The organism is Paenibacillus filicis, assembly GCF_038070315.1.
Lineage (GTDB): Bacteria > Bacillota > Bacilli > Paenibacillales > NBRC-103111 > Paenibacillus_G > Paenibacillus_G filicis.
In genome coordinates this window covers 489,768-510,230 of record NZ_JBBPCC010000001.1, presented here as the reverse complement: position 1 = coordinate 510,230, position 20,463 = coordinate 489,768, and the positions used below count along the sequence as shown (strand labels likewise).

Below are 20,463 nucleotides of genomic sequence, written 5' to 3'. Positions count from 1 at the left end.
GACAGGAGTGGTTGGGTAATGGCCAAACGAAAGGTTCAGTTTGTATCTTTACTCGCTTTGCTTATAGTCGCGGGTATTCTTATTGGGGTGTTCGCTGTTTGGAAGCCGTATCAAGCCAAAGCGGAGAAGCCCTCGGTTATCAATGTGGCTATCAATGGCAGTCTTAGTCCATTGAATATCGTTAAAGACAAAGGCTGGCTGGAGGAGGAGCTGAAGAAGTACAAGGTGACGGTTGCCTGGAGCGAATTTCCAAGCGGTCCTCCGCTGCTTGAAGCGCTTGCTGCTAAACGTGTAGATCTCTCCTTTCTGGGTGATGGAGCAGCGCTGTCAGGTCAGTCCTCCGGACTTCCTTTTGTAAATGTTGGTCTGATTAGCGACGGCAAAGGCTTAAATTCACTGCTGGTTCACGAGAATAGCAAGATTCAAACGATTGCTGATCTTAAGGGAAAAACGATTGCCGTAGCCAAAGGGACAACCTCGCATGTGTTTTTGTTAAAGGTTCTGGTCAAGAATGGTTTGACAGAGAAGGATGTGAGCCTGGTCAATTTACAGCTGCAAGAGGGGCTGCCGGCCTTTACCTCTGGAAAAGTTGATGCCTGGGTCACGATTGAACCGTACCCGACACAGCTGGTACTGCAAAAAGAGGCACGTGTTCTGGCTGGTGCTGAGCAGGGGATTTTGGCGCCTGCTACTGTCATTGCGCGAACGGAATTTGCCAAAAATCATCCGGAGCTTGTGGAAGTCTATCTATCCGTCTTTAAAAGAGCAGCAGACTATGCCAACGCCAATAGGGAAGAGGTTGCTCAGCTGTTCTCTGAGCTGAAGAAGGTTCCTGGCCCCGTGATTAGCGAGGTTTTAAAGAAACAGAATTACACGATTGGACCCGTCAATGAAGAGGCCATAGAAGCGCAGCAGGCATCGGCAGACTTGCTGTTTGAAAATAATTTTATTAAAAAGAAAATTACATTTACGGATTATGTAGATAACGCCATCATCAAAAAAATAAAGTAAAGGAAGATACATATGAGCACACAAACCGTGGATACTACTCGTCATTTTGATCTGGAGGTTCGCAAACTTTTCCATGGCGCGCGTAAGCTTGAGCGCACATCCGAGGCTCCGCAAGGCATTCCGTTTACGCTTTTTCAAGTCAAGCGGCTTAGCAATGTGATCGGAGCTGAGATTGAGGGTGTGGATCTGAGCCAGCCGTTAAGCACCGAATTAAAGGAAGAGCTTCATCGCGCACTGCTGGCGTACAAGGTCATCTTCTTTCGTAATCAAGAGATTACGAGCCAGCAGCAGAAGGCTTTCGCCAGCAACTGGGGGGAACTTGAAACACATCCATTCGCCATGCGTGGTGATATTGCCGAAGTCGTACGTCTGGCGAAGGATGACAAGGTAGCGGGCCGGGAAAATGTTTGGCATACCGATGTGTCATGGCGTCTGGAGCCATCACTGGGAGCGGTGCTTAGGCTAACAGAGGTGCCGGGGCTTGGCGGCGATACATCATGGGTGGATATGGAAGCGGCCTATACGAATTTGCCGGACGAAGTTAAAAACCAAATAGACGGCTTAAGCGCGATTCATGATTTCACCCCGTCCTTTGGCAGAGCGCTTGATCCAGAAACGCTGGCTCAGCGCCAGCTGGATTTTCCGGCTGCAGAGCACCCGATTGTTCGAACTCACCCGGAGACGGGCCGGAAAGCCTTGTTTGTCAATCCGGTGTTTACAACGCGTGTTGTTGGACTAGATCCGGACGAGGGAGAGCAGCTTCTGCAACATTTGTTCCGACAAGCCGAGGTTCCGGAATACCAGGTGAGATTCCGCTGGGAGCCGAATACCATTGCTTTCTGGGATAATCGAAATACGCAGCACTATGCGGTTTCGGATTATTTCCCGGATCGGAGGGTAGCTGAACGCATTTCGATTATTGGTGATCGTCCATTTTGAGTCTAAATTTTGTTGAAGGTGTAAACCGGTAGGAAGGAGGGCGCGATGTGACAGTATCTGTGCTGGACATACGTCAATTAAACAAATCATTTGGAGAAGGCGATGAGACGAAGCATGTGCTCGACGGCATCGACCTCCAGGTGCAGGAAGGCGAGATCGTTTCGATTATCGGACCAAGCGGCTGCGGAAAGAGCACGCTGCTCAAAATTGTCGCTGGGCTGGATGCGGATGTAGATGGCGAGGTACTTTTGGACGGACTTCGGGTTACGAAGCCGTCCGTAGAGAAGGGATTTATCTTTCAGGAGCATCGGCTGTTCCCGTGGCTGACCGTGGAGCGGAATATTGCTGCTGATCTGAATCTGCGAGACCCTGCCATCCGATTGCAGGTTAATCGGCTAATCGAGCTGGTCAAGCTCGGAGGATTCGAGAAGGCCTATCCTAAGCAGCTGTCTGGCGGTATGTCACAGCGGGTAGCCATAGCCAGAGCGCTGCTTCGCAATCCGAAGGTGCTGCTGCTGGATGAACCGTTTGGGGCGCTGGATGCTTTTACCCGCAGCCATTTGCAGGAAGCGCTGCTCGACATTTGGCGAGAGAATCGGACGACTATGCTGTTTGTGACGCATGATATCGATGAAGCGGTATTTATATCCCATCGTGTAGTGGTGCTGGACCCTCGGCCTGGACGCATTAAGACAATCGTTCCTATTGATCTCCCGTTTCCGCGCAAAAGAACGAACCGGACGTTTCAGGAATTGCGGGCTTATGTACTTCAGGCGTTGGAGAAGAGCGGATCGGATAAGGAAGATTATGAAATATGACCAGGTATGGTAAATGGGTAAGGAGAGATGCATCATGTCTGCGCCGATAACTACCGGTGATCTCGTAAGGACGCGAGAGAGTTCAGAGAAGAAGCGGCAAAACGAGCGGGTCCAGAAGTCAGGCGGTCAGTCCGTGAAATGGAGGCATTCAAGGAAGGTCATATTGGGCAGTTTAATCCCTGTCGTTGTGCTGGCAATCTGGCAGCTGGGCAGTGTGAACCTTTGGATTGATCCGATGATGTTTCCTGCGCCGTCGAAAATTGTAGCAACCTTCCTTGAACTAATCCGCTCAGGAGAGCTCTGGTATCATCTGCAGATTAGTATACTGCGTGCGTTGGTTGGCTTTCTGATTGGCGGAGGTCTGGGACTGGGCTTTGGTTTGTTTGTGGGCATGTCCAAACATGCTGAGGATGTTCTTGATCCTACTGTACAGATGCTACGCACCATACCGTTGCTGGCGATAACCCCGTTATTTATATTATGGTTTGGTTTTGGAGAATTGTCCAAAATTCTACTAATCGCGATGGGCGCCTTCTTTCCGTTATATGTGAACTCCTTTCTTGGCGTTCGCAACGTGGATTCCAGGCTGTTTGATGTGGCGCGAGTATTGGAGTTTAGCCAATTGAACCAGATGGTGCGGCTGGTACTGCCGGCGGCTATGCCGAATGTGCTGCTTGGGCTGCGTCTGTCCATCAGTGTAGCGTGGCTGGTGCTTGTCGTTGCCGAGCTGATGGGCTCGGATCAGGGAGTCGGCTACTTAATTCAGGATGCACGCTCCTTTATGCGGACAGAGGTTGTCTTTATTGGTATCTTTTTATTTGCCGCGGTAGGCAAGCTGACCGATTCTCTGGTGCGTATACTGGAAAAGCGCTTGTTAAGCTGGCAGGATAGCTATAAAGGATGAACATGTATAGAACAGGGCGGGATGATATGTCCCTCCGCTGGCAGCGATGAGGTTAGGGGTTCGATCCCCCTTGGCTCCATAACTAAAGAACCCTTTAAACACAAGGATTGCCGAGTGTTTTAAGGGTTTTTGCTATGTTTGAATATGTAGGGTATGGGGATATGCAATTTTTTGCTGCCCCATAGTGACCAGAGACGCGTATATACGTCACAGGCATTCTTGTCATGTTGTTTTGCCCATTTTCGGTGGAAGCTGGTGGTGAAGATCGCGGAAGTTCGTAGGGCTTGTACCGGAATGCTTCATGAAAACTTTGGAAAAATACGACAAATCCTCAAAGCCTACGGATAAAGCTATCGTTCCGACGGATTGACGGGTATGGATCAACATTCGAGTGGCCTGCTCCATCCGGTATTGGTTCAAAAACTCATAGGGCGCAACCCCGATAAGCTCGCGGAATCGTTTGGAAAAATAGGAACGTTCCAGTCCCACGTGATTCGCCATCATAGAAACGGTCAACTTTCGTGCATAATTGGAGTGGATAAGACGGATCGCTTCCTGCATATATTCCTCGGTGCCTCGTTTGGGTAACGAGCGTCCTGCTTCTGCAGATGGTCGGGTTTCCTTCAGCATACAGGCGAACAATTGAAATAAATAACTAATGCCAAGCGCCTCGGCGTCGTAAGTATTTACTGCCGTACATGCAAAAAGCCGTTCGAATAATTCAGTGATTTGCTCCTTGTCCCGGAAGGTATGAAAGGGAGAACTGGGCGAAATCCCGGCAAGCGTCAAATATTCGAGAGCCATCTGACTGTCAAAACCTGCCCACATGTAACGCCATGGGTCTGCCTCATCCGCTTGATAGGTAGCGGGAACGTTAGGGAAAAACACAAAACAATCGCCGGAGGCTAACTCGTATTCGGTGCCATGGACCCAGTATTGTCCTTTACCTGCAACGATATAATGGAGCAAAATATGGTCTCGCATCGCCGGTCCATAACGGTGCCCCGGAGGACAGTCGTGATAACCGCAGTAGAATAGATTGATGGGGCTTCCTGGCAGTCCGGTAATAAAATGCTCCTCAAAATCCAAGCCCTTCACTCGAATCCCGCCTCCCCCAAAAGATCTAATTCGACATAATCTTATCGCTACATAGCCGTAGGGTCAATATTTTTTTAATAAACAAGACACAAATCTACCGATAAAACACGCATTTCCCACTCCCCCTTCAGGCAGTTATAATCCTACAATAGAAACATCACTTTCAACTAAAGGGGCAAACGAAGTCTATGAACCAATCAGCTGCTCAAGATCGATGGCACTTGACAAATAGTGGAATAGAGTGGGAAGTTTGTGCGGATACACGGCTTCCCCATGAAGATACGGTGGAAATGAGCGGCTTGCGTGTATCTGCCATTATTCGCTATGGTGTAAACCAATCAGGCGAACTATCGATTCACCGCCAAGTTGTATGGCCCATGCTGCGGACGATTCCAAACGATACGCACGCCAGCCTCATCCATGACTATCCTTCCGCTGCAATGCCGCAGTTTATAGTAAACGGGAGTAAAGTTGAAGAGCGTCCGCAGCGAATTGCCTTTGACGGGATTCTCACCATCGATAGCCAGACCAAAGAGGGAATATCTATCCGTCGGAAGCTGTTTCCAGCTATCGAAGCCCCTGCTTTGCATGAAACGATCTTACTCTTGAATGAAACAAATTCATCTATATTAATTGAAGTGGAGTCGCCAAGTTATTCGGCTCGCAGCAGGGGAATCTACGGGATCTATTCGATGGAGACCCTATCGGATACCGCCGGTAAGATTACACTTATGCCAGGCGAAAGCAAGGAAATCGGGGTATCCTTCGTCGGCCGTATTTGGAGTGAGCAGCTCTTGCCGCTTTTCCCCCTTGCGGAAGAAGCGCGTAGGCGGGAGCGAATAAACGGATTACAAAATCGGCTTCAGCTTGTTACACCAGATCAGGTGCTGAACCAGATGTTTGATTTCGCCAAGTTGCGGGCTGCGGAAAGCATCTTTAGTACGAAGTCCGGACTTTTGCACGGTCCGGGAGGTGGAAGCTATTATGCAGCGGTTTGGACGAACGATCAGATCGAATATGCCGCCCCGTTCTTTTCTTTTCTAGGAGACGAGACAGCTATTGAAGCTACGAAAAATGCGTTGCGTCTCTACATGCCTTTTATGGGACCTGATCGAACTCCGATTCCTTCCTCCATTATCGCGGAGGGTTTTGATATTTGGGAGGGAGCTGGCGACCGCGGAGACGCGGCGATGTACGCCTATGGAGCTTCGCTATTCGCACTGGCTTGCGGGGATCGGGATCTGGCTATTGAGCTATGGCCAGCAATTGTATGGTGCTTGGACTATTGCCTCTCCAAAGTGACGCCGGATGGCGTCATCGCTTCAGACTCCGATGAGCTGGAGGGACGCTTTCCTGCAGGAGCCGCTAATTTATCCACTTCATCGCTTGCTTACGGTGGTTTCCGTTATGCAGCCATGCTTGCCGAAGAGCTTGAGAAGCCCGAGGAAGCGAGCATGTTCGCTGAAGCGGCCAATCGATTGCGAACAGCCATTGAAGATTATTTTGGCGCAGAAGTCGAGGGGTTTGAAACCTACCGTTATTACGACGGTAACGATATTCTCCGTTCTTGGATTTGTCTGCCACTTACTATGGGAATATCGGAACGAAAAGACGGAACGGTCGCGGCATTGGTATCGCCGCGTTTATGGACGGTCGACGGGCTGTCGACGCAAGCCGGAGACACGGTGTTTTGGGATCGATCTTCGCTCTATGGTTTCCTTGCACTATTTATTGCCGGTCAAACGGAACAAACGCTGGATCTATTATCGGCATATTCGCGGCGGCGTCTGTTAGGGGAACATGTCCCTTATGCAGTAGAAGCGTATCCAGAAGGGAATCAGCGCCATCTCTCGGCTGAAAGCGCGTTGTACGGGCGGGTCATCACGGAAGGTTTGTTCGGATTAATCCCAACCGGCCTTGCTTCTTGTACATGCACTCCCCGCATACCTGCAGGTTGGCCTAGCATGTCATTGAGGAATGTTCATGCCTTTGGTCATTGCTTCGATCTGGAAGTACAGCGTGGATTCGGGACGGAAATCAGTGTGATCGTACGCGAGTCGGGTCGAGAATCTGTGCATCTCGGACAGGATGGGGAGACTTTCATCATCAAATTCGAAGGACATGCTTGATTTCAAATGAGTATAGACATTCAGAACGAACCAAACTACGCCACGCTATTGAAGCGTGGTTTTTTTATGGTTGATCCGAGAAGTCAGGCTAACGGATTTAGGAATATCAAATGACACTCCATACTTAATATACATTTATGTTGATTAAGTTTTAAGGGTGATTTACAATAAGTGAAATTAGTAAGGCCTATTAGGGGTGATTACGTTGGAAACCGATTTCTATAAGAAATGGGCCTGCCAAAAATTTATCGAATCCTCACAAAGTAATGTGTGGGACGGACACTGGGCATGTGCGGTATTAGCCTTGACGAATCTCTTGGAGGAGAAGCTTGTACCTGATTCGATGCAGGCGCTAATGAAGAAAAATCTTGACAAAACGTTGGAAGAACACGCAAATGATCAGAAGTATCGGATAAAAAAAGAATATGTAGGTATCACTGACTCAATGATAGAGCTGCTTTCCCAAAATCAACGTTCTTGCCATGCACTCGGTCATGATGTTATTTACACTTTCTATTTGATACATATGCTGTCTCGTTCCAATATACCTGCAACTGCTGAATTGTTTGATGCCATGAAAAAGATAGTTAAAGATTTCTCAGCATCAGGTCCTGGTTATGTTACTGTGCATGGAAAGAATATGGTCATTGATCCTGACGCCATACCGGATGCAGGTATAAAACTTCACCTGAATTCGGAGACTGTACTCGACTTTCTTCATAACTTCCAGAGGCCGCTGCATCAGGAGCAAAGGGATATGCAATTGGGGCATATCCTTACGCATGGCCACGCTATAGTAGAATTGAAACAAATTTCGAGCAACTATGTTCTGGACAACCTTGATTCATCGTTTAACAAGAGAATTAATATCTTGACTTATGCGAACAAGCTTGAAGAAAAAGTGATTGGATCCGATATTGCGCTTTCGGATATAGCGTTAAATCCGTGGGAATCTGCTTACTGGGAACAAGCATTGGTTGACAGCAGGCATGGTCATTATTATAAATATGCGTATAGTTATTTGAAGCTTAGCCGGATGGCCGGCCACACGCTTCCCAATTTTCGATCGTTCCGTCGTGTCTTATAAACTGTTCTGTTTATCCAAGCTGCTTTTTCACTAATACAGATATTATTAATTTATCAAATTCAGCGTATTGATTCGAGGATGCGGACAGCTTCCTCACCGCTAATCATTTAAAACACCTGTCAAAACTGGGCAATCAGAGTCCAGTCTTGACAGGTGTTTTGGTATTCTTTATTTGCTCGGGACAAACCTGAGTCGAGTTGACAGGCGTTTTAGCTATTCAAAGGTTTAGTTTCAACCCATGCAACCTTGAGATCTCTTTTTTTGAAAAACCACTCCTGATTAATTTTGGTGAATTCGTCGTAATACCTTATAGTGGCTACCATTAATTTCTTATCATCACCATCGATTGTTAGATGATGAGCAAAACAATAGGTTGTCCCCGTTGCAGTATCTCCAGATAGGACGATCTTACTTTGGCCGTTAAAATGCACGGTGGAGGTATAAATATTTAAGTTATCAAAAATAGGCGCTAATTCCTTCCTGCTGTTCACGATTTGGGAGGGTTCAGCCTGGCGTTCATCCATATATACTCTAAAGAGAGTATCTTCAGTAAACAGTGCCATTTGACCTTCAGCATCTCTCGTATCTGCACAAAATGCATAGGCATCAATCAGATCGCGTATAGCATCACGGTCAGCGATTTCATCTAAGGATAGTTTATTCACAGTTGCCATGTTTTCCTCACCTTTTTCTTCATTATTGTGTGTATCCATATGGGTTGCTTCACTTCTAACCTCATAATAACCGAGCCAAGTTAGTAAAGCTTTGTCGTGCAGCTCATTTTTTTTGTCCATTCGGCTCATTCGAATCTTCTTGGTATACTGTCCCCTGGCGCATGAAAAATAAACCTTCATTGGCATGAAGGTTGTGGTTCATTTTGCATGTTAGGTTCGAAAGGGGCAGGTTCTTGCCGAGGATGGCGCATACGTGCTGGAGAGGATTTAATGATTGTTTCTCATAATCATAGCGGTAATTGGCTTAGAGACTAGAGTCGTTATTTGATTACACATATACTCCGCAGAATATTTAAAGTCGCCGCGTATCCAATATTTGATGACGCCCTCTATCGCATGGGATTGAAAGCTGATCATAATTTCATAATCGGTATTTAGAGTAGCATGTGCATGCTCAACTTGGATGTCTTTCGTGAAAAGATCCCAGTGCATTTGCTCTAAGCGCTCATATACAGTTGGCGAGGTATCCACCATGTCCAGAGCCGTAAAAAGGCGCTTATGAAGCTCTATATGCTTACATAACAATATAGTTGAAGGGACGACAGAGCTTAAGTCAACTCGATTTACATGTTTATATGGAGAGGTTAGAGCTTGTTTAATCCCTTCAATAGCATCATGAAATAAAGCTTCTAGCAGCTCCGTTTTATCCTTGAAATGTGTGTAAAAGGTTCCTCGATTCAAATCTGCTCTTCCAGATATTTCGCTAACTGTGATTTTATCAGATGTTCCATTTTCTATGATAAGGTCAACTAAGGCTTGCTTGAGCAGGCTAATCGACTGTAATTGATGCTTTTGGCGTCGTGTGACACTCAACGATATCACCTCATTTTGTTAAAAATAAAGCTTATATTCATCATATTCATTCATTTTGTTGAAACATCAACACATTGGAGGTCTGTGTTTATTGATATAGCCAAGTATTGAACTTATGATATGGATGTGTAAGCGCTCTTATCCACAATGTGCGAAGGAAGGTTTTAACATGAAAATTAGATCAGCTGTTGTCAATGAAATGAACGCCCCCTATGCACTGGAAGATCTCACGATTAGTGAAATGCGTGAAGATGAAATATTAGTTAAAATGGTTGCCTCTGGTATGTGTCACTCTGATGATTTCGTACGTACCAAGCAAACGATGTATAAATTCCCTATTATTCTTGGACATGAAGGTTCAGGTATCGTAGAAAAAGTAGGTTCTGCTGTGCACGGCTTCGAGCCTGGCGATCATGTTGTTCTTTCATTCGAATATTGCGGACATTGTGACAGTTGTCTAACAGGTGTTCCAGCGTCATGTGATGACTGGGGAACATTAAATGAAAGAGGTCGTCGTGCGGATGAAACGTATTACTTCCATCGTGAGGACGGATCTCCTGTTTCCAACTATTTTAGTCAATCTTCATTTAGCACTTATACACTAGCACGCGAGCGTAATCTTACAAAGGTAACGAAAGAGGTAGACCTGCGTTTAGTTGGACCGCTAGGCTGTGGATTTATGACAGGTAGCGGTACTGTACTTAATGGCTTGAAGCCTGCACCGGGCTCAAGCATCGCTGTATTTGGAACGGGTGCAGTGGGTCTTGCTGCTATGATGGCCGCGAAAATTTCTGGATGTACGAAAATTATCGGAATCGATATTCATGATCATCGTTTGGAAACAGCAAAAGAACTGGGTGCAACGCATGTTATTAATAGTAAGACGGCTGATGTGCATGAAGAAATCAAAAAGCTTACCCATGGCAAAGGCGTGAATTATACCGTGGATACCACGGGTGTTCCACCCGTTATTCGTACAGCGATTGAAGTATTAGCCAAGGGCGGTGTTGCTGCACCTGTCGGTGGGACCACCAAGCCTATCGAGCTTAATACGTTTATGGATCTGGCTGCACAAAACAAAGCCATTCAAGGCGTTTTGATGGGTAACAGTATTCCGCAGCTGTCCATTCCACAGCTCATTGAGTTTTTTGAAGCAGGTAACTTTGCCTTCGATAAGTTAGTTAGTTTCTACAAATTCGAGGACATTAACCAAGCGGCAGCTGATTCTTTATCAGGCAAAGTGGTGAAGCCTGTATTAATTATGGATGAGGACTATGTTCCGGGTCAATAAGGGGTTCACAGTAGAACTGTGAGCTATAACATAAAAGCTCCGTGTATGATGGACTGGTTGTACAGTAACCGGCGCCATCATACTCGGAGCTTTTTATTACTTTAGAGGTCAGCGTTTAGTATTAGAATTTCACCCGACGTTCAAACGACGGCTCACGCTTTTTCTTGACTGAACGATCCAGTACAGGTAGTATAGGACAGAAAGGAGGCTTCTACAGGATGAAAATCGTGTTGGATGACATCACGGCGCTTACCCTGTCCGTGCTTAATCGATAAAGAGAAGCACTTTTGTGGTTCGTTTATTTGCCCTTATTGGATCGATCAGTCAAATTACGTTCAAATCAGACCATTCGGTCTGTAAAAAAAGAGGTTTTCGCTGCATGCAAATCGGTTTAAAAGATTGGCGCTAAGGTATTTGCTAGGCTTTGAGAGCGGTAGCGTGATTTTGAACCAACAGATTGATTAGATTTTGAAGCGGCGGGGACACATGCTTGTTTTTATGAAGGAGCAGCTGAGTAAAGAAAGGCTCGATCAACCCTTCATGGACGGGGATTCCGCAGATCAGGTTTTTCTCCAGATGCTCGACGGCCGCGATTCGGGGGACGAAGGCGATCCCTATGCCGTAGACGACGCATTGTTTAATGCCCTCCATGCTGCCCATTTCGGAAACGACTTGATAGGAGATCTTATTTTCCTCCATCGTTCGTTCAAGCGCAGCACGATAGGTACAACCTTTCTCTGTCAGGATGAAGGAATTGTTGTTCAGATCCTGAACCGTCGCTCGTTTCTTGCCGCTCAACGCGTGTTCCTTCGGACTAATAATGATAAGTTCCTCTTGGCGAATCGTCGTGATGTTGAGTTCCGGGTCCGATAGCTGACTCTCCAGCACGATTCCCAGATCAATCTCATCGGACTTCACTTGCCGAATGATCTCAGAATTGGAAGCGGGAAAAAACTTAACGTTGGCGTTGGGGTAGATATCGCGAAATGTCTGAAAAATGGGCGGCAAATAAAAAGCAGCCAGCGTCTCCGTCGTACCGATCGCGATATTGATTTCTTTCTGTTTGGAGATATGATCGATCGCGTTTAAATAAGCTTCAACCATTTGGTCTGCATAGTTTAATAGCTTCGTCCCCTCGTCCGTCAGCTTCAACTTGTTCCCGGTTCGAAGGAAAAGCTTCGTCCCGAAGTGAGTTTCCAGCTTTTGCATTTGAACGCTGATCGTCGGCTGCGCGTAGCCCAGCCGCTCTCCGGCTTTCGTCAAGCTTTGGCAGCGAGCCACTTCGCGAAAAGTAAAGAAATATTGGATATCCATGGGGTCCACTCCTAGAAGTAAGCTTCTGAAGAAGCCAAACTTGTCTTATCATTTAATTATACATTAAAATGAGCGGAAAACTATGTTATTTATTTCATCCCGAAGGCTGAGCTATGCCGAACCTATCGATATTATGAAGTTTAATGACAGCTATTATGAAGTATCGATAATGGCTATATTTCTTCTATGCTACAATATCAATTAACCCCAGCGGAATAATTGAATATTAGAAACTCAAGGAGAGAATAAAATGATCAGAAAATCGTTCCTACTGCTCATGCTCGCGGTCATAGCGATTATTAGCGCATGCGGATCAAAATCGGAAGCGTTGAAGGAAAAAACAAGTCCTGCTTCCTCGACAAATGGGGGGGCTGGTGTGGCAGCCCCGGCGGAGAACAAGACGATTAAGCTGCTCGTATCGGCAGTCAACCGCAATGACGAATTGGCACCGATTCTGAAGAAGGAATTGGAGAAGCAGGGTTACGAGCTGAAGTACGAAATTCCTACGGATGGCATTATCGCCAATAAGGAAGTATTGGAAGGAACGTACGACGTCAACATCGGCATGCACACGGCGTTCTTAAAGTCCTACAACGAAGCGAACAAAACCAACTTGGTTGAGGCGTTCAAAACGACCTTTTCCCCGAATGGCGTTTATTCCAAGAAATACAAATCCTTAGAGCAACTACCAGAAGGAGCGACAATCAGCATTCCGAACGATGGGACGAACGGGGGAAGAGCGCTGGTCATCCTTCAGAATGCCGGACTGGTGAAGCTGAAGGAGGGGATCCAGTCAACAAAGCTGAAACCGTCGGATATCATCGAGAACCCTCGTAAATTCAAAATTAAAGAAGTCGACAATTCGGTGCTCGTCCGGGCGCTGGACGACGTGGATGCTGGATTCCTCTATCAAAGCTTGCGAATCCAGGCAGGGTTCAAGTTCAGCGACGCGCTCGCTGTCGAATCCTCCGAGGCGAAGGACTTTTACATTATTGCCGCAACCCGGCCGGAACTAGCGGGGTCGCCGAAGCTTAAAGCTTTACAGGAGGCTTACTATTCTCAAGCCGTCAAAGACTTCTATTTGTCCAAGTTTGATAAGGGAAGCATCTACTTCGCTTGGTGAGAACCGAACGGAGTCTTCGGCAATGATTTCACCCGCAAGCTCGACAAGCGGCTGTAAGGCTGTAGTGAAGCATATGAACAGGAGGTTGCATCCATTGACAAACCAAAGGAAGCTCAAATTCGGACTCGCTTTGACCACGGGCAGCAATCATCGCGAAGTATGGAGACATCCGCGATCTCCGCGCCATTTTGCCCTCGATCTCGATTATTATAAGCAGGCGGCCGCCAAAGCGGAGGCCGGCAAGGTCGATTTCATCTTCGTGGCGGACGGTTTGTATATCGACGCCAAATCGAATCCGGATCTATTAAGAAGATTCGAGCCGCTCACTTTGTTGACTGCCATTGCGGGAGCAACATCCAGAATCGGTCTGGTTGCGACAGCCTCTACCACTTATAGCGAGCCTTATAATGTAGCAAGGCAGTTCGCATCCCTCGACCATATTAGCGGGGGGAGAGCCGGATGGAATATCGTTACCACAGCGGAGCAGGGCACCGCGGCGAACTTCGGACGCGAATCTCATATGGAGCACGATCTTCGATATCGGCTTGCGGAAGAGTTTCTCGAGGTTGCGAAGGGACTGTGGGATTCATGGGAGGATGACGCCTTCGCCTTGGACAAGCAGTCCGGGCGCTATTTCCACCCGGATAAGCTTCACGCCCTGAACCATCAAGGAGAGTTCTTCTCCGTTCAAGGGCCGCTTAACATCAGCCGTTCAAGACAAGGCCGTCCAGTGCTCGTCCAGGCCGGTTCATCGGAAGCGGGACTTGCATTCGCCGCCAAGACGGCCGACGTTATTTTCACCCAACACCACAGCATCCGAGATGCGAAGGAATTCTATAAGCATGTCAAAGGATTGGCTGTCTCCTACGGCCGTTCACCCGATGATATTCTGATTCTTCCAGGAACGACCGTGATAGCCGGGGAAACGGAAGAAGCCGCAGAGCAGGCGTATCGAGAGGTCAGCGAGCTTATTCAGATCGATGAGGCGCTCAAGGGACTTCAACGTTTGTTCGATCATGCAGACTTGAGCAGATACCCGCTGGACGAACCGTTTGTCGCCATTGAAGAATTGACGGTGGACGGCTATAGAAGCACGGCGGATAAATGGCGTAAAGTGGTCAGAGAAGAGAATTTGACTCTGAGGCAGTTGGCCCAAAGAGCGGCTACTCCGCGGGAACGGATGTTTATCGGAACGCCTCAGCGAATAGCGGACAGTATGCAGGAATGGTTCGAGAACGAGGCGGCGGATGGGTTTATCATTGCTCCGGGACCGATCGTTCCGGATGGCATTGAGCAATTCGTCGATTTGGTACTGCCGATTTTGCGGCAGCGCGGCCTCGTCCGGGAGGAGTATGAGGCCGATACGCTTCATGGCCACCTTGGCTTGCCAATTCCCGCTAACCGCTATGCTGCATCGTACATTTCCAAATAGAACGACAAGAGGGGGCTTCTCATGGGACGCAGAAAATTGGTATTCGGAGCCGCTCTAAGCGGAGGAGGAGAGAATACGGCGGTATGGAGGCATCCGCGTGACCTGCCCGATGCGGCCATCAATCTTGACTATTACAAGAATGCCGCACGTAAGGCTGAATCCGGCAAGCTCGACTTCGTATTTGTCGGCGACTCACTCTATATCAACGCCCAGTCTCATCCGCATCTGCTCAATCGGCTTGAGCCATTAACGTTGCTAACTGCGCTGGCGGGCGTAACATCCCGCATCGGGCTTGTGGCCACGCTCTCAACGACGTACACCGAGCCCTACAACGCGGCACGGCTTTTCGCTTCGCTCGACTTGATCAGCGATGGAAGGGCGGGGTGGAATATGGTTACCTCCGCGTTAGAGGGATCGGCACTTAACTTTAGCAAAAGCACCTTGCCTGATCATGATGAACGGTATTTGATGGCGGAGGAATTCGTTCAAGTCGTAAAAGGCTTGTGGAATTCCTGGGAGGATGACGCGTTTGTAGTCGACAAGGAGAAAGGAATCTATTTCGATCCGTCCAAGCTCCATGTCCTGAACCATCAAGGCAACTATTACTCGGTTCAAGGTCCGCTGAATATTACCTCGTCCAAGCAGGGACACCCGGTTCTTGTCCAAGCCGGTTCGTCGGAAGCGGGCAAAGCGTTCTCCTCGCGAACGGCGGATATCGTCTTTACGCATCAACATGGTCTGGAAGAAGCCAAGCGGTACTACAGGGAGGTTAAGGACAAGGCTGCCGCTTTCGGAAGAAGCCGAGACGAGCTCTTCATCCTTCCCGGTATTGGCATCATCATCGGGGATACGCCGGCGGAGGCTGAACGGAAATACGAGGAAATCGCCGGACTTGTCAATATCAAGGACGCGCTAACGGATCTGGCGAAGTATTTCAACGGGATCGACCTTTATCGATATCCACTGGACGAACCGTTCCCCACAGAGTTGGTGGATGCGGGAAGCAACGGCTATCGCAGCGCGGTTGACCGGATGGTTGGCTTGGCTAAGGAGGAGAGCCTTACCTTGCGGCAGCTCGCTTTGCGGCTCGCAACTCCAAGAAACGGGAGCCTGCTGGTTGGAACGCCCGATCACATTGCTGATACGATTCAAGAATGGTTTGAACAAGAAGCGGCCGACGGATTTATCATTAGCCCGGGTCCCATCATCCCGGAAGGAATTAACGACTTTGTCGACAAAGTGATTCCTCTGCTCCAGGAACGAGGATTATATCGAACCGAGTATGAGACGGATACCCTCCGCGGGCATTTGGGGCTTTGAGTGCCTCGCAGTGATTTAATCAAGGCTTAGTCATTCAATAGGGATTTTATCAGAATGATATACTTGAGCGGCAATCAAGGATATCATTCTTTTCTTTGTCTGAAAGTCATGGGGCCTTTACGGAATAGCTAAATTGCAGGTGCGCCAACATTTAATTGCACCAAGGACAATCCAAAACAACGCGCAGGTTCATGCCGGCGCGTTGTTCTTTTACCCCATAACCGATCCGGTTTACCCGAACCACCATAATAGAGAAGAGGCCGTTGCAACGAGACCGCTAACCCAAGTATCCTTCACCGACCATCTCAGCTTATACCACGAGGTTCGCTCCGCCTGCCGGTCGTAGCCCCGGGATTCGATGGCGGATACGAGCTCATCTCCCATCTTGATCACGATAATCAGCAACGGAACGAACAGGAATGAGATTTGCCGAGGCGTCCATTTGCGCATACCGATCGTGTCCTGGCCTCGGGAAGCGAGCGCCTTGCGCAGCTGGCCGACCTTCTCGAGAATCCAGGGAACAAACTGGATCGTGATCGAGACGGCCATCGATAAGTCTCGAGTCGGGAGCTGGATCCGCCTGAGCGGCCGGATGCCCCATTCGAACCCTTCCCGCAGGGGTACCCCCGATGTCGTCTCGGTAAACGCCAGACCCAGAGCGATAATGAATAAAAAACCAAACACCCCGATGCCGCCCTTGATGGCTCCGCTATAGGAGAGGCCGAACGGTCCGATCGAAACATCGCCGGAGCCGATCGAGACGGCGGCAAACAGCCATAGGAAGATAAACAGAAGGAAAAAAGGAGACAGAAATTTCCATGTCTTTCTCCAAGAGATGTCGGCGGCCTTCAGGATGACGGCGGTCACCAGCAGCGAAGCGAGTGTTCCCCACAGACTGCTAGTATGCAGGATAGCGAGCGAAAGAATCACCATGCCCAGCCACTTGGCCCGCGGGTCGAGCCTCTTGAGCAGCGAGCCTGACGTTTCGAGCGCTTCCCAAGGGGAGGGCGCGTCACCTCCGCTTCCGGATGAAGCCTGTCCAGACTCGGCGTTTGGCGCGGTGTCCGGATGCTCATCGAGCGATTTCCTCCGGATGGACAGCTTATGCGCGCTTAAGGCGGACAGCAGCTCGTCCATGCTGACAGGCACGTCTACCGGTACGCCTTGGCTCCGCAGCCGGTAGGCGATACGGGTGGCTGCCGGAACCTCCAGTCCAGCCGACTCCAGGATATGCGGACTGGAGACGAGCTCTCGTGCCGGCCCGTTGTAATGGGTGCGTCCCTGCAGCATCACCATGACTTGATCCGCCAATGGAAAAAAGGTTTCCAGGTCATGCGTGCTGATCACAATCGTCAATCCTTGAGACCGCAGTTGGACGAGCACGTCCAGCAAGTCCTTTGTGGAAGAGGGGTCTAGTCCAGCTGTCGGTTCGTCTAGGATCAGCATGTCCGGCTCGAGGGCCAGGGCGCCCGCTATGACTACCCGTCTTTTTTCGCCGCCGCTAAGCAGAAACGGGGAACGGTCCAGGATGGCAGCCGGATCGAAGCCGACCTTGGCCAGTGCCTGCGAGGTCCTGTCCAGCCGTTCCTGGCGGGGAATCCCCTTCAGCTCCAAGCCGTATTCGATATCCTGTCGCACGGATCCGGCAAAGAGCTGGGTCTCCGGCGCTTGAAAGACGATGGCAATCCGCTGCCGAGGATTCGCTTCCGAATACACGATCGTGCCCGAAGAAGGCTTCTCGAGGCCCGAGAGCAGGTGGAGCAAGGTCGATTTGCCGCTGCCGGTCTTCCCGCACAGAACGGTAAGCTTGCCTGAGGGAAGCTGCGCGTCGATATCCCGCAAGGCGTGATCCTTCTCATACAGGAAGCTGACGTTAGATAGTTCTATTCGCATACCAGATCCTCCAAATCCTCTTCGCAGAGCGGCAGCTGGTCGACCGGCGTGCCTTGATGCTTGAGTAAATGCCCGATCTGAACGACCGGAGGCAGCTCCCACCTTAGACGGGCAGGCAGCTCGGAATGATAAAACAAGGTGCGCGCATCGCCTTCGTAGACGATCGTCCCTTTTTCAAAAACGGCAATGCGCCCTTCACCGGGCAACTCCTCCAGCCGCTGCGTGATCCAAACGACGGTCATGCCTTTGCGCCAGAGGGAGCGGGCGATGCCGTATATTTCCTGCCGTCCCACAGGGTCCAGCATGGAAGTCGCCTCGTCAAAGATGAGGCAATCCGGTTCAAGAGCGAGGCAGCTAGCGATCGCGAGCCTTTGCCTCTGACCGCCGGACAGGGAGGAGACGTCCGCATGAAACTTATGCTGCAGGCCTACTTTGCGCAGCACCTCCTCAATCCGGCTTCTCATGTCCTCGCTGGAATAGCCTCGATTTTCCAAGCCGAACGCCACATCCTCGATCGGGGTCGAGCCGACCATCTGCGCATCCGGATTTTGAAAGACGAGCTGTACCTTCTGCTTGACGAGCTCCCGGTTTTTGGAGTCTGCCAGATCTAGGCCTGCTACCTGCACGGTGCCTTTCGTCGGAACAAGCAATCCGTTGAGCATCCGGCTAAGCGTCGATTTCCCCGAGCCGTTGGCTCCTGTGACCGAAATCCATTCGCCTTGCTTCACCGTCAGATTAATATTTTGCAGTGCATGGATAAGCTTCTCGCCGTCGCGGTGGGCATAACTGACGGACTCGATTTGAATCATTGGACAAAACCCTCTTTGCTGATTGTCATCGTGATGCTAGGGCTAAACACTCTCATGGGCGGTCTTCTCCGGGAGGCCGATGATCCGTTCTGTCGAATAAACCTTCCATACGGACGTGACGACAGCCGAGCTGACCAGAGCTTTGGCGAAGTCTCCAGGCAGAAACGGCCACATCCCGCCGGTAAGCGCCTTGGACAAGGAATCGATTCCCGTTTTATACGCCAGCCAGCCTACTCCGCTCGGGTAGAGGAAGAGGGACCCGAAAACGAAGGTGATCACCAGCAGCTTGACGAACGTATATTGATCCTTCTTGATCCGCTGCGCGAAAAATCCGATCAGGAACGTAGCGAACGGCCACGCCCAGATGAACCCGGCGGAGGGACCGATCAGCAAAGAAATGCCGCCTCTGCCGCCCAGGACTGGGAAGCCGGCCGCTACGAGCAGAAGCACGAGAAGGACCGACAGTGTGCCGTAACGCGCCCCGAGGATCGCACCCGTCAGCATGATCGCTAGGGTGGTTAAGGTAATCGGTACGGGAGAGATGGGCAGGACGATTTTCAAGTAACTGATCGCGATGATCACAGCTGCGAACAAGGCGCTAAAGATGAGGCCGCGAGTTGAGATGCTTTTCATAGAGAGTCTCCTTCGTATGCAGAGTTATACACGTTGTTTGATCTTCGTCACGCTGTGCCGGCCGTCCACGCTGACCGGAACATCTCCGGCCACGGTAACCCTGCGCACGACGCGATGCTGGTCGCCATAATCGTTGATGGCGTAATGCTGCGTCGCACGGTTGTCCCATATTGCGACGTCACCGACCGCCCAGCGCCAGCGCACCGTATTTTCAAGGCGTATGACGTGTCCTTGCAGGACGGAGAGCAGGTGGGCGGAATTCGTGGTGGATAGGCCGACTAGCCTTTTCACAAAATGACCGAGCACGAGCGAACGTTCCCCAGTCTCCGGATGAACCCGCACGACCGGATGCTCGGTTTCGTACACGGTGGAGGCTAGCACCTGCCGGTTGCGCTCCGCCGCTTCTTCCGTGAAGTGAACGCGCTGCGCCGCATAATCGAAGTCATTGGTATGCACAGCCCACAGCCGTTCCGCCAGCTCGCGAAGCTCGGGCGACAGGTCCTCGTAGGCCGCTACTGTATTCGCCCAAGCCGTATCCCCGCCGACAGCCGGAATGACGACAGCTCTCAGAATGGAGGCTTGCGGATACGCATCCACGAACGTGACGTCCGTATGCCAGGAGTCCACGCGGCCTCCGCCGTGCGAAGTATCCAAATCCATGATATAGTTGGTGCCCGTCTTGGCCGGAACGGTAGGATGGGCCACTGGATCGCCTAATAGCTGGGCGAACTGCTCCTGGCCGGTATCGTCAAGATGCTGCTGCCCGCGGAAAAAAATCACCTTATGCCGAAGCAGGGCCTGGCGAATCTCATGAACGGTAGCTGCGTCCAGATCGCCGGATAACTGGACTCCTCTGATCTCGGCGCCGATCCGCCCGGTAACCGGGATAATCTCTAAGCTTGTCGATGTGCTGCTTGGCTGTGTGGTACTCAATGTCTGCATCCTCCTAGGTCTGTTCGCTTGTCGTACCATGACAAAAGGCCAGAATAATCGCAAGAATATGCGGCAATTCTGGCCTCCAGTTGTCTGGTCAGCGAGATGATGGTGGAACGGGTATGATTAAACCCACTATTCCACTGAGTTTAGATCACATGATAAGCGATAAAGAAATCAGC

The 20,463-nt window shown here is 49.9% G+C and carries 18 protein-coding genes; 10 read left to right on the top strand and 8 right to left on the bottom strand.

Going from position 1 to position 20,463, the window contains the following annotated elements:
- Positions 1 to 18: 18 nt before the first annotated feature.
- From WMW72_RS02345 to WMW72_RS02330, 4 genes are read left to right on the top strand one after another with little or no spacing between them, the layout of a single operon-like run.
- Positions 19 to 1,011: an aliphatic sulfonate ABC transporter substrate-binding protein gene (locus tag WMW72_RS02345; protein ID WP_341413793.1), complete on the top strand. Its 993-nt coding sequence runs from the start codon at positions 19 to 21 to the stop codon at positions 1,009 to 1,011.
- 12 nt (positions 1,012 to 1,023) lie between these two features.
- Positions 1,024 to 1,950 carry a TauD/TfdA dioxygenase family protein gene (locus tag WMW72_RS02340; protein ID WP_341413792.1) on the top strand — a complete coding sequence of 309 codons (927 nt, stop codon included), beginning with the start codon at positions 1,024 to 1,026 and terminating at the stop codon, positions 1,948 to 1,950.
- 47 nt (positions 1,951 to 1,997) lie between these two features.
- A complete protein-coding gene (locus WMW72_RS02335) occupies positions 1,998 to 2,768 on the top strand; it encodes an ABC transporter ATP-binding protein (protein ID WP_341413791.1) in 771 nt (256 codons plus the stop codon).
- A gap of 34 nt (positions 2,769 to 2,802) precedes the next feature.
- Complete coding sequence (locus WMW72_RS02330; protein ID WP_341413790.1) at positions 2,803 to 3,672, top strand: ABC transporter permease; 870 nt, start codon at positions 2,803 to 2,805, stop codon at positions 3,670 to 3,672.
- A gap of 222 nt (positions 3,673 to 3,894) precedes the next feature.
- Here the strand turns inward: WMW72_RS02330 and WMW72_RS02325 are convergent, their stop codons facing one another.
- Entirely contained in the window at positions 3,895 to 4,770 is an 876-nt protein-coding gene (locus WMW72_RS02325; protein WP_341413789.1) for an AraC family transcriptional regulator, read from the bottom strand.
- A 188-nt stretch (positions 4,771 to 4,958) separates the two neighbouring features.
- Between WMW72_RS02325 and WMW72_RS02320 the strand changes: the two genes are divergently transcribed.
- Both WMW72_RS02320 and WMW72_RS02315 read left to right on the top strand, forming a co-directional pair.
- On the top strand, positions 4,959 to 6,899 hold the full coding sequence (locus WMW72_RS02320) for a glucosidase family protein (RefSeq protein WP_341413788.1): 1,941 nt from the start codon (positions 4,959 to 4,961) through the stop codon (positions 6,897 to 6,899).
- Between the two features lie 205 nt (positions 6,900 to 7,104).
- Positions 7,105 to 7,986: a hypothetical protein gene (locus WMW72_RS02315; RefSeq protein WP_341413787.1), complete on the top strand. Its 882-nt coding sequence runs from the start codon at positions 7,105 to 7,107 to the stop codon at positions 7,984 to 7,986.
- Positions 7,987 to 8,195: 209 nt separating this feature from the next.
- Here WMW72_RS02315 and WMW72_RS02310 read toward each other — a convergent pair whose 3' ends face one another.
- Together WMW72_RS02310 and WMW72_RS02305 are read right to left on the bottom strand one after the other, a co-directional pair.
- Complete coding sequence (locus WMW72_RS02310; protein WP_341413786.1) at positions 8,196 to 8,780, bottom strand: nuclear transport factor 2 family protein; 585 nt, start codon at positions 8,778 to 8,780, stop codon at positions 8,196 to 8,198.
- A gap of 147 nt (positions 8,781 to 8,927) precedes the next feature.
- The gene (locus WMW72_RS02305) at positions 8,928 to 9,533 is read right to left on the bottom strand and encodes a TetR/AcrR family transcriptional regulator (protein WP_341413785.1); all 606 of its coding nucleotides are present in this window, start codon (positions 9,531 to 9,533) and stop codon (positions 8,928 to 8,930) included.
- A gap of 169 nt (positions 9,534 to 9,702) precedes the next feature.
- Here WMW72_RS02305 and WMW72_RS02300 point away from each other — a divergent pair, with 169 nt between their 5' ends.
- Positions 9,703 to 10,824 carry an NAD(P)-dependent alcohol dehydrogenase gene (locus WMW72_RS02300; protein WP_341413784.1) on the top strand — a complete coding sequence of 374 codons (1,122 nt, stop codon included), beginning with the start codon at positions 9,703 to 9,705 and terminating at the stop codon, positions 10,822 to 10,824.
- A 417-nt stretch (positions 10,825 to 11,241) separates the two neighbouring features.
- Here WMW72_RS02300 and WMW72_RS02295 read toward each other — a convergent pair whose 3' ends face one another.
- Positions 11,242 to 12,138 carry a LysR family transcriptional regulator gene (locus tag WMW72_RS02295; protein ID WP_341413783.1) on the bottom strand — a complete coding sequence of 299 codons (897 nt, stop codon included), beginning with the start codon at positions 12,136 to 12,138 and terminating at the stop codon, positions 11,242 to 11,244.
- A 250-nt stretch (positions 12,139 to 12,388) separates the two neighbouring features.
- Between WMW72_RS02295 and WMW72_RS02290 the strand changes: the two genes are divergently transcribed.
- The 3 genes from WMW72_RS02290 to WMW72_RS02280 all read left to right on the top strand — a co-directional run bounded on the left by WMW72_RS02290 (position 12,389) and on the right by WMW72_RS02280 (position 16,013).
- A complete protein-coding gene (locus WMW72_RS02290) occupies positions 12,389 to 13,261 on the top strand; it encodes a MetQ/NlpA family ABC transporter substrate-binding protein (RefSeq protein WP_341413782.1) in 873 nt (290 codons plus the stop codon).
- 94 nt (positions 13,262 to 13,355) lie between these two features.
- Positions 13,356 to 14,693, top strand: coding sequence for an LLM class flavin-dependent oxidoreductase (locus tag WMW72_RS02285; RefSeq protein ID WP_341413781.1), 1,338 nt, complete (start codon positions 13,356 to 13,358; stop codon positions 14,691 to 14,693).
- 21 nt (positions 14,694 to 14,714) lie between these two features.
- Complete coding sequence (locus WMW72_RS02280) at positions 14,715 to 16,013, top strand: LLM class flavin-dependent oxidoreductase (RefSeq protein ID WP_341413780.1); 1,299 nt, start codon at positions 14,715 to 14,717, stop codon at positions 16,011 to 16,013.
- Positions 16,014 to 16,244: 231 nt separating this feature from the next.
- On the opposite strand, the gene WMW72_RS02275 is transcribed toward WMW72_RS02280, so the two are convergent.
- The 4 genes from WMW72_RS02275 to WMW72_RS02260 are packed head-to-tail and all read right to left on the bottom strand — an operon-like array spanning position 16,245 to position 20,281.
- Positions 16,245 to 17,906 carry an ATP-binding cassette domain-containing protein gene (locus WMW72_RS02275; protein ID WP_341413779.1) on the bottom strand — a complete coding sequence of 554 codons (1,662 nt, stop codon included), beginning with the start codon at positions 17,904 to 17,906 and terminating at the stop codon, positions 16,245 to 16,247.
- The gene (locus WMW72_RS02270; RefSeq protein ID WP_341413778.1) at positions 17,897 to 18,715 is read right to left on the bottom strand and encodes an ATP-binding cassette domain-containing protein; all 819 of its coding nucleotides are present in this window, start codon (positions 18,713 to 18,715) and stop codon (positions 17,897 to 17,899) included. Before WMW72_RS02270 ends, WMW72_RS02275 begins: the two co-directional genes overlap by 10 nt.
- 42 nt (positions 18,716 to 18,757) lie before the next feature.
- Positions 18,758 to 19,348, bottom strand: coding sequence for a biotin transporter BioY (locus WMW72_RS02265; RefSeq protein WP_341413777.1), 591 nt, complete (start codon positions 19,346 to 19,348; stop codon positions 18,758 to 18,760).
- A 24-nt stretch (positions 19,349 to 19,372) separates the two neighbouring features.
- Entirely contained in the window at positions 19,373 to 20,281 is a 909-nt protein-coding gene (locus WMW72_RS02260) for a TauD/TfdA dioxygenase family protein (RefSeq protein ID WP_341413776.1), read from the bottom strand.
- Positions 20,282 to 20,463 lie beyond the last annotated feature (182 nt).